At 60.0% G+C, this 8,060-nt stretch carries 6 protein-coding genes and 1 pseudogene; 4 read left to right on the forward strand and 3 right to left on the reverse strand.

Annotation, left to right across the window (positions count from 1 at the left end; genetic code table 11):
- Positions 1-3: 3 nt before the first annotated feature.
- Both crtI and ACXIUA_RS02350 read right to left on the reverse strand, forming a co-directional pair.
- Entirely contained in the window at positions 4-1,554 is a 1,551-nt protein-coding gene (crtI, locus tag ACXIUA_RS02345; protein ID WP_457976003.1) for a phytoene desaturase family protein, read from the reverse strand.
- On the reverse strand, positions 1,551-2,372 hold the full coding sequence (locus ACXIUA_RS02350; RefSeq protein ID WP_457976004.1) for a phytoene/squalene synthase family protein: 822 nt from the start codon (positions 2,370-2,372) through the stop codon (positions 1,551-1,553). Before ACXIUA_RS02350 ends, crtI begins: the two co-directional genes overlap by 4 nt.
- A 268-nt stretch (positions 2,373-2,640) precedes the next feature.
- Here ACXIUA_RS02350 and nrdH point away from each other — a divergent pair, with 268 nt between their 5' ends.
- The 3 genes and pseudogenes from nrdH (at position 2,641) to nrdE (ending at position 5,680) form a co-directional block, all read left to right on the forward strand.
- Complete coding sequence (gene nrdH, locus ACXIUA_RS02355) at positions 2,641-2,868, forward strand: glutaredoxin-like protein NrdH (protein ID WP_070361976.1); 228 nt, start codon at positions 2,641-2,643, stop codon at positions 2,866-2,868.
- A gap of 69 nt (positions 2,869-2,937) precedes the next feature.
- Positions 2,938-3,360, forward strand: a pseudogene (nrdI, locus tag ACXIUA_RS02360) (class Ib ribonucleoside-diphosphate reductase assembly flavoprotein NrdI); the annotation flags it as partial.
- 208 nt (positions 3,361-3,568) lie between these two features.
- Complete coding sequence (gene nrdE / locus ACXIUA_RS02365; protein ID WP_457976007.1) at positions 3,569-5,680, forward strand: class 1b ribonucleoside-diphosphate reductase subunit alpha; 2,112 nt, start codon at positions 3,569-3,571, stop codon at positions 5,678-5,680.
- Positions 5,681-5,703: 23 nt separating this feature from the next.
- Here the strand turns inward: nrdE and ACXIUA_RS02370 are convergent, their stop codons facing one another.
- A complete protein-coding gene (locus ACXIUA_RS02370; RefSeq protein ID WP_457976005.1) occupies positions 5,704-6,426 on the reverse strand; it encodes a FadR/GntR family transcriptional regulator in 723 nt (240 codons plus the stop codon).
- A gap of 271 nt (positions 6,427-6,697) precedes the next feature.
- Between ACXIUA_RS02370 and nrdF the strand changes: the two genes are divergently transcribed.
- Positions 6,698-7,687 (forward strand): class 1b ribonucleoside-diphosphate reductase subunit beta, encoded by a 990-nt coding sequence (gene nrdF, locus ACXIUA_RS02375; RefSeq protein WP_457976006.1) that lies wholly within the window; start codon positions 6,698-6,700, stop codon positions 7,685-7,687.
- Positions 7,688-8,060 lie beyond the last annotated feature (373 nt).

Genomic DNA, 8,060 nt, shown 5'->3' on the forward strand with positions numbered 1-8,060 from the left:
TTCTCACAGTTTTGGTATAGGAGATGCGTCACGAAGTCCGAGCATGCGCTTGACCACGTTCTCGGCAGAGATGAGGCACATGGGCACACCGACGCCAGGAACGGTGGTTTGCCCCGCGTAGTACAGGTTGTCCACTTTGGCGGAAATGTTGCGACCGCGGAAGAACGCGGATTGCCGCAGGGTATGTGCAGGCCCGATGGCGCCACCTGCGAAGGAGTAGTAGCGTCCGGCGAAGTCGGCGGGGCCGATAGTTCGCTTCACGACGACCCGTTCCCGCAGGTCAGCGACACCAGTGCGTGCGACGATGAGGTCCAGTGTCGCGTCAACGATGGCGGCGACGCGCGGGGACTCTGCAGCGCCGTACGCGTCCCCGTGACCGATCGACGGGTCAGCCGCAACCGGGATGAGCACGAACAGATTCTCACACCCGGCGGGCGCGACAGTCGGGTCCGTGGCGGAGGGCTTGCACACGTAGATCGAGCGCGATGCGTCGCGCGAGCCGCTGCTGTCAGCAGGGAACACGGCGTCGAAGTCTTCGCCCCACTCCTCGGAAAAGAACAGCGTGTGGTGAAGCAGTTCCGGCAGCGCACCGCGCACACCAATGAGCGCGAGTACGCAGCTCACACCTGGGTTGTGGTGCTTAAAGTGCGCCTCGGAATAGGTGCGAGCAGACGCGGGGAGCAACGAAGTCTCGGTGTGGTGCAAGTCTCCGGCGGCGACGATGGCGTCGGCGGGCAGGAAGCGTGTCCCGCTTTCGCTGAGCACGTGGACGCCGGTGGCGGAACCGGCGATAACTTCGATGCGGGTCGCCTCGTGCTCGAGCAAAAACTCGACGCCGTGCGCGCGGGCGAGCCGCTCGAGCGCCGTGACGATGCCGCTGAATCCGCCTTGCGGGTAGCGCACGCCGAGAGTCAGGTCGGTATGGCTCATCAGGTGGTACAGGCTCGGGGTGTCGCGTGGTTGCGAGGACAGGAACACTGCCGGGTACTGCAGGATCTGGCGCAGGCGAGGGTCGCGGAATCGTTTGTTCACGTAGCGCTGCAGCGGCTGGAGCAGCAACACCGCGAGGGTGAATGCGCGGGAGACGACGTCGCTGTGCAGGAACGGCCGCAGCGAACTGAACGTGGTGTAGAGGAAGCGGTCGAGCGCGATGTTGTAGACGTCGGCCGCGCTGGCGAGGTAGTCGCGCAGCGCGTCGCCCGCGCCGGGCTCGAGGGACTCGAAGAGGTCGGCGACGGCGTCGGTACCGAAGGGGACGTCGAGAAGCGGGCGGTGTTCGGGGTAGATGCGGTAGCCGGGGTCGAGAAGTTGCAGGTCGAGCTCTGCCGCGGTGGAGGTGCCCATGAGCTCGAAGAAGTGGTCGTAGGCCTCGGGCATGAGGTACCAGGAGGGGCCGGTCTCGAAGCGGAAGCCGTCGATGCGCAACTCGTCCGCGCGCCCGCCGAGGTGCCCATTCTTCTCGACGACCACCACCGCCGCACCGCGCTTCGCCAGCAGGCACGCTGTTGCCAGGCCTGCGATTCCCCCGCCGATGATGACAACGCGCTCCGTCACTGCAGCCTCCTTCCCGTCGCCGCCGTCCGCGCGATGATGGCTGCTTTCCGCGGCGCGGACACCCGGACTCGTTCGGTGAGGATGGCTTCTGGTGGCGTGTCCGCGAGCAAGTCGGTGAGCGCTTCGAACAGGTTCGCCGCTACCGCGACGGCGACACCGCAGCGCTTGGGCAGCGCGGGGATGGCGGACCACGCGGCGTCGAAGTCGTGGCGGATGTCCGCGACGATCGCGTCTCGGCCGGCCTTGGTCAGCGGGTAAGAAGCCTGCGGGAAGTAGTTACGGGCGAGCCGGTTGGTGTCGTCGGCGTAGTCGCGCAGGAAGTTCACCTTCTGAAACGCAGCCCCCAACGCCCGTGCCCCTTCCTGCAGCTTGCCGTACTCGGCCTGGGGAGGGCGTCGGCCCCCGAAGAAGACATCCACGCACAGCAAACCGATGACCTCGGCGGAGCCGTAGATGTATCGCTCGACGGACTCCTCCGTGTGCGCCTCGCCGGTTACGTCGTGGCGCATCGAGGTGAAGAACGCGGCGAGGTGGGCGTCATCGAAGTTGCAGCGGCGCGCGGTATCGGCGAAAGCGTGCAGGATCGGGTCGGTGTGGAACGTGGTTGCTGTGGCGCTGCGGACGCGCTGCTCGTAGCATTCGAGGATTGCTGCGCGCTCGGGGGAGGGGGCGGCACCGTCCACAATTTCGTCGGCGATGCGCACCACCGCGTAGAGGTTGCGGATGTCGGTTCGCTGCGGCTCGGGAAGTAGTCGCGTGGCGGCGCCGAAGCTCGTCGAATAGCTGCCAATGACCTCGCTCGCGGCGCGCCGTGCCATGTGGCTGTAGCGTTGCTGCGGGCTGGGGCGGGAGCGAAACATTGGTGGGCTTTCAGGTCATCGGAAGTGATTTTTCATAGTCTAGGCTACATGTGGACCCGCGGTGGGAGCCGTGCTGGGAATACCACGCGTGTAACTACTACATGTAGTATTACTTGCAGAAATATCACCCAAGGTATAGTGTCTTCTCTTGTAGCGCCGATCAAGACGGCGCGGGGAAAACTCCCGAAATAGTCTTCATTTTATGTAGAGAGAGAGCCCACAGGTTATGTCTATTACCGTTTACACCAAGCCGGCGTGCATGCAGTGCAAAGCAACTACCAAAGCACTCGAAAAAGCAGGGCTGGAGTACGACCTCGTAGATATCTCCGTCGACGACGAAGCGCGTGACTACGTCCTCGCGCTCGGCTACCTCCAGGCACCAGTCGTTGAGGTAAACGGCGAGCACTGGTCTGGGTTCCGCCCGGAGCGCATCCGTGGCCTGGCTGCGGCTTAACTCTTCCGACGTCTCACGCCGCTAGTGTTTTACACATTGGCGGCTCTTTTTATGTAGAGGGCATCCAACATGTTGATCGTGTACTTCTCGTCGTTGACGGAGACGACGAAGCGGTTCGTCGATAAGGTGAGGCTTCCGGCGCAGCGTATTCCGTTGCGGCGCACGGACCCAGCACCAATTATCGACGAGCCCTACGTCCTCATCTGCCCGACCTATGGCGGGGGCGTATCGATGACGCACGTGAACACCAAACCTGTCCCGCCGCAGGTCATCAAGTTTTTGAATGACGAACACAACCGCAGCTATATCCGTGGCGTCATCGCGTCTGGCAACTCCAACTTTGGCACGGACTACGGCCTGGCTGGTGACGTAATATCGGAGAAGTGCAACGTCCCGTACCTTTTCCGCTTTGAGCTGCTGGGTACTGATGACGACGTGCTTCGCGTGCGCAACCAGCTGATCGAGCACGCCGACCGCCTCGGTTTGCTGCCGCTGACCCCCGAGCAGGAAGACGCGCTAGAGTCGGTTGGGCAGCTGCCGGGGCAGGAAAACGCACAACGCTTAGCGCAACTGCGCGAGAAATATACAAATAAATACCGTAACGCCGATCGTTAATTAACACTGAAGCATCAAGAGGATATCTGTGTCTACGAACCCTATTCATGGCAAGAATGTGCCGGAGCCGGTCAACGAGGCTGACATGCTGGACTACCACACGCTCAACGCACTGCTGAACCTGTACGACGAAAACGGTCAGATCCAGTTCGATAAGGACCGCGAGGCTGCGAATCAGTTCTTCCTGCAGCACGTGAACCAGAACACGGTGTACTTCCACGACCTCGAAGAGAAGATGAAGTACCTGGTGGACAACAAGTACTACGAGCCCGAGGTTATTGAGGCATATGACTGGGAGTTCGTGAAGGACACGTTCAAGCGTGCGTATGCCTTTAAGTTCCGCTTCAAGTCCTTCCTGGGCGCGTACAAGTACTACACCTCCTACACGCTGAAGACATTCGACGGTCGCCGTTACCTCGAGCGCTTCGAGGACCGCGTGGCGATGACCGCGCTCTTCCTCGCCGACGGTAGGGAAGAGGTCGCATCCGCGCTCGTCGACGAGATTATGACGGGCCGCTTCCAGCCGGCGACGCCGACATTCCTCAACGCAGGCAAGGCGCAGCGCGGCGAGCTCGTGTCTTGCTTCCTGCTGCGCATCGAGGACAATATGGAGTCCATCGGCCGTGCGATTAACTCCTCGTTGCAGCTGTCGAAGCGCGGCGGCGGCGTAGCGTTGCTGCTGTCGAACATTCGTGAGGCCGGCGCGCCCATTAAGCACATCGAGAACCAGTCGTCTGGTGTGATTCCAGTGATGAAGCTGCTGGAGGACTCCTTCTCCTACGCAAACCAGCTCGGCGCACGCCAGGGCGCAGGTGCTGTGTATCTCAACGCGCACCACCCTGACATCATGAAGTTCCTGGACACCAAGCGCGAAAACGCTGACGAGAAGATTCGTATTAAAACGCTCTCGCTGGGCGTCGTCGTCCCAGACATCACCTTTGAGCTGGCGAAGCGTAACGACGACATGTACCTGTTCTCGCCGTACGACGTCGAGCGCGTCTACGGCGTTCCGTTCGCCGACATCTCCGTCACCGAGAAGTACGAAGAGATGGTGGAAGACCCGCGCATCCACAAGTCGAAGATTAATGCGCGTCAGTTCTTCCAGACGCTGGCGGAGATCCAGTTCGAGTCCGGCTACCCGTACATCATGTTCGAGGACACCGCGAACCGAGCGAACCCGGTCAAGACTGGCCGCATTAACATGTCCAACTTGTGCTCCGAGATCCTGCAGGTCAATTCCCCGTCGGAGCTCAACGCTGACCTGACGTACGCGAAGGTCGGCCACGATATTTCCTGCAACCTTGGCTCCTTGAACATTGCGATGGCGATGGATTCCGACGACTTCTCCCGCACCGTCGAGACCGCAATCCGCGGTCTTACGGCGGTGGCGGACAAGACGTCGATTGACTCGGTGCCGTCGATCCGTGAGGGTAACGACGCCTCCCACGCCATCGGCCTGGGCCAGATGAACCTGCACGGATTCCTTGGCCGCGAGCACATCCACTACGGCTCAGAGGAAGGCCTCGACTTCACGAACGCCTACTTCGCGGCCGTGATGTACGAGTGCATCAAGGCATCGCACAAGATCGCAGTGGAGACGGGCAAGAAGTTCGAAGACTTCGAGCACTCCGAGTACGCCACCGGCGAGTTCTTCGACCGCTACAACCCGGAGGATTTCCAGCCGAAGACGGAGAAGGTCAAGGCGCTGTTCGAAAAGTCGACGATTGCAGTGCCGACGGCCGAAGAATGGGCAGCACTGAAAGAAGCGGTCGCTCGCGACGGCATCTACAACCGCTACCTGCAGGCAATCCCGCCGACCGGCTCGATTTCTTACATCAACAACTCAACCTCCTCGATCCACCCGATCGCGTCGAAGATTGAGATCCGTAAGGAAGGCAAGATCGGTCGCGTCTACTACCCGGCGCCTCACCTGAACAACGACAACACCGAGTACTTCGACGACGCCTACGAGATCGGCTTCGAGAAGATCGTCGACACCTACGCTGTCGCTACGAAATACGTCGACCAGGGCCTGTCGCTGACCCTGTTCTTCAAGGACACGGTGACGACGCGCGACCTGAACCGCGCACAGATCTACGCATGGCGTAAGGGGATTAAGTCCCTGTACTACATCCGACTGCGCCAGATGGCCCTCGAGGGCACCGAGATCGAAGGCTGCGTGTCCTGCATGCTGTAGTGCTGGTTGAGAACAGCGCTGGCTTAGAACTCGACGAAGCCGTCCACTCCGCGCAGTAGGTTCCAGGATGCGTTCTCCGCTCCTGTTGAGTCGCCGGATTGGACGGCTTCCGCGACTTTCAGGTGGTACGCCATTGCATCGAGGTGTGGGTCGTTCGGCATGATGCCGTAGCGGGTGCGGCCCTCGAGCACGTACAGAATCGGAAGGGCAAGGGTGCGGAACATCTCGTTGCCGGAGCACTCCAATATTAAGGTGTGAAAACGTTTATCCGTCTCGAGGAAGGCTTCCGTATTGCCTTCGCCTGCTTCGGAGAGCTCCATGAGCTGCTCGGCCAATGCCCTGAGCTCCTGCGCCTGTTCCTTCGTCGCATTCGTCGCTGCGAGTGCTGACGCGACCGGTTCGATCGCCTTTCGGAGTTGGTCCAGCGACACGATCTGCTTCGCACGATGCGCCTCGCTGCTGAGTCGCCAGCGGATTACAGCCTGGTCAAAGACTGCCCAGTGCTCCTCGGGCAGTACCTTAATGCCAACTCGGCGTGAAGAACTTACAAGACCGAGTTGCTCGAGCGCGCGCATTGCCTCGCGTGCGACCGTGCGGGAAATCCCGAACCGGTCGGAGAGATCCTGGAGTGTGAAGCGTTCCCCGGGAGCCATTATCCCCGATACAATCTCGCCCCCAAGCTCGTCGAGCACCTTGGTAAGGAGAGGTCCTTCAGTGGATTCCGCAGGATCGAGGGTGAGAGGCATGCTGTTCATCCTTCATGTATCGGTGTTTTCACAGTATTCATAATGGGATTATTAATCAGCATAACCCCGACTGTGAACTAAAACGCAACGAGTCGGGCACTATCGGGGGTGGTCGGGGGTGGCGTGTTCGGGAGAGGGGGCTGCCAGAGGTGCGTCGCGTTTGCTAAAACTCACACCCTTCTGTCCGGAATGTACCCCCGTGAATTGTCCGCCGCGCGGACAATCGCGACCGGAGCCGCTGTGTAGAGGTGCTCGCGCTAAGATGGGAGCCATGACTGAAGAGTATCTTGCCTACCTGCAGGCCCATAAGGAGCCGATGAAGGCGATTAACTGGAACGAAATCCCTGATGAGAAGGACCTTGAGGTGTGGGATCGCCTCACGGGTAACTTCTGGCTGCCGGAGAAGATCCCGGTGTCGAATGACATTCCGAGCTGGAACACGCTGACCGATGATGAGCAGCTTTCCACGATGCGCGTGTTCGCAAACCTGACGCTGTTGGATACGCTGCAGGGCACCGTCGGCGCGGTATCGCTGCTGCCGGACGCGAAGACACTGCACGAAGAGGCCGTCTATACGAACATTGCGTTCATGGAGTCGGTGCATGCGAAGTCGTACTCGAACATTTTCATGACGCTGGCGTCCACCCCACAGATTAACGACGCGTTCCGCTGGACGGAAGAAAACAAAGAGGTGCAGCGCAAGGCGAAGATTGTCGAGTCCTACTACCGTGGCGACGACCCAATGAAGAAGAAGGTCGCCTCCGTTATGCTGGAGTCCTTCCTCTTCTACTCGGGCTTCTATCTGCCACTGAACTGGGCGGTGCACTCGAAGCTGACGAACACCGCGGACATTATCCGCCTGATCATCCGCGATGAGGCCGTGCATGGTTACTACATTGGTTACAAGTATCAGGTTGGTCTGCGCGACGAGTCCCCGGAGCGCCAGGAGGAGCTCAAGGAGTACGCCTTCGATATTCTCTACGACCTGTACGAGAACGAGATTCAGTACACGGAAGATATCTACGATCCGCTGGGCTGGACCGAGGACGTGAAGCGTTTCCTGCGCTACAACGCGAACAAGGCCCTCAATAACCTGGGCTACGAGGGGCTTTTTCCGGTCGATGAGGCTCGCGTTTCGCCGGCGATCCTGGCGTCGCTATCGCCAAACGCGGATGAGAATCACGACTTCTTCTCTGGCTCGGGTTCCTCGTACGTCATTGGCAAGGCCGAGGAGACCGAGGATGATGACTGGGACTTCTAACCCTGTCAGCTGAGTGCTTTTGACGCCACTTCGTGCCACCGCAGCAGTTTGCGGTGGCACGTTTTTCGTTTTCGGGCGTAAACGTGCCCAAACTTTGGGTTGATACTAAACGGGGGACGTGTGTGGGGGAGTTTCGAAACGCGGTGAGTGGAGTGGCCTGTGCTATATGGCCGGTAACTGCTGTGACTGTTGGTGTTTGAGCTGGTAAGTCGTGGTGGGGTTTGCGCGATGCTGATCAGGGGAGGGTGTGGACGTTGGGGAAAGGCCCGGAAAGGCTGGCAAATGTATGGGCGCGTCACTTAAGATGATGCGGTATCAGAATTAGCTTTCGTGTACCTGTTTTGTGTGCGAAAGTTACAGTCAGGAGGAACGA

Source organism: Corynebacterium sp. UMB8791 (assembly GCF_054166365.1).

Excerpts from the sequence above, each read along its gene's own strand:
- nrdE (WP_457976007.1), top strand. The coding sequence starts at position 3,569 with ATGCTGGACTACCACACGCTCAACGCACTGCTGAACCTGTACGACGAA.
- nrdH (WP_070361976.1), top strand. The coding sequence starts at position 2,641 with ATGTCTATTACCGTTTACACCAAGCCGGCGTGCATGCAGTGCAAAGCA.
- ACXIUA_RS02350 (WP_457976004.1), bottom strand. The coding sequence starts at position 2,372 with ATGGCACGGCGCGCCGCGAGCGAGGTCATTGGCAGCTATTCGACGAGC.
- nrdF (WP_457976006.1), top strand. The coding sequence starts at position 6,698 with ATGACTGAAGAGTATCTTGCCTACCTGCAGGCCCATAAGGAGCCGATG.
- ACXIUA_RS02370 (WP_457976005.1), bottom strand. The coding sequence starts at position 6,426 with ATGCCTCTCACCCTCGATCCTGCGGAATCCACTGAAGGACCTCTCCTT.